Origin of the sequence: Ectorhizobium quercum, from assembly GCF_026552795.1 — a bacterium.
Classification (GTDB): domain Bacteria; phylum Pseudomonadota; class Alphaproteobacteria; order Rhizobiales; family Rhizobiaceae; genus Ectorhizobium; species Ectorhizobium quercum.
Genome location: NZ_JANFPI010000020.1, coordinates 1 through 1219 on the forward strand (window position 1 = coordinate 1; position 1219 = coordinate 1219).

At 60.3% G+C, this 1219-nt stretch carries 1 protein-coding gene; it reads left to right on the forward strand.

Annotated elements, in window-relative coordinates; translation table 11 throughout:
* Nucleotides 1-43 precede the first annotated feature (43 nt).
* Nucleotides 44-1213 carry a nucleotide sugar dehydrogenase gene (locus NOF55_RS23420; protein WP_370869056.1) on the forward strand — a complete coding sequence of 390 codons (1170 nt, stop codon included), beginning with the start codon at nucleotides 44-46 and terminating at the stop codon, nucleotides 1211-1213.
* Nucleotides 1214-1219: the final 6 nt, after the last annotated feature.

The window sequence follows — 1219 nt, forward strand, 5'->3', positions numbered from 1 at the left end:
CTGCGGGATACCAGCAGTCATCGTCATCGGAGATTGGATTGTCATGGTGAATATTGCCGTTGCGGGTATTGGTTACGTCGGTCTGTCCAACGCAATTCTTCTGGCCCAGCACAACGATGTCACGGCCTTCGACATCTCCGCCCAGAGGGTGGAAAAGCTCAACAACCGCATCGCACCCATCGTCGACCACGAGGTCGACGTCTACCTCAAGACAAAGCCCCTCGCCCTCAAGGCCACCACCGACAGGACGCAAGCCTTCGCGAACGCAGAGTTCGTCATCGTCGCCACCCCCACCAACTACAACCCGGAAAACAACTATTTCGACACGAGCAGCGTCGAGACCTGCATCGCGGATGTCCGCAAGGTCAACCCGAAGGCGCTGATCGTCATCAAGTCCACCATCCCCGTCGGCTATACCAGCCGCCTGCGCCAGACGCTCGGCGACGAGCGCATCATCTTCTCGCCCGAGTTCCTGCGCGAGGGCAAGGCCCTCTACGACAACCTCCATCCCTCCCGCATCGTCGTCGGCGACGACAGCGAGGACGCGCACCGCTTCGCCGAGCTTCTGCGCCAGGGCGCCATCAAGAAGGATGTCGAGGTGCTCTTCACCGGCTCCAGCGAGGCCGAGGCCATCAAGCTGTTCGCCAACACCTATCTCGCCATGCGCGTCGCCTATTTCAACGAGCTCGATTCCTACGCCATGCGCTACGGCATCGACACCCGCCAGATCATCCGTGGCGTCGGCCTCGACCCGCGCATCGGCAGCCACTACAACAATCCCTCCTTCGGCTATGGCGGATATTGCCTGCCCAAGGACACCAAGCAGCTGCTCGCCAATTTCCAGGAAGTGCCGCAGAACCTCATCCAGGCCATCGTCGAGGCCAACACCACCCGCAAGGACTTCCTCGCCTCCGACATCCTCGCCCGCAAGCCCGACGTCGTCGGCGTCTACCGCCTGACCATGAAGAAGGATTCCGACAACTTCCGCGAATCCTCCGTGCAGGGCATCATGAAGCGCATCAAGGCCAAGGGCGTCGAGGTCATCATCTACGAACCCGAATATCCCGACGAGGACTTCTTCCGCTCCGAGATCGTCCGCGACCTCGAAAGCTTCAAGACCCGCGCAGACGTCATCATCGCAAACCGCCTCTCAGACGACCTCATGGACGTCGAGGAAAAGGTCTACACAAGAGACATATTCGGATCCGATTGAACCGGC

Coding starts and splice junctions, on each gene's coding strand:
- NOF55_RS23420 (WP_370869056.1), top strand. CDS start 44: ATGGTGAATATTGCCGTTGCGGGTATTGGTTACGTCGGTCTGTCCAAC.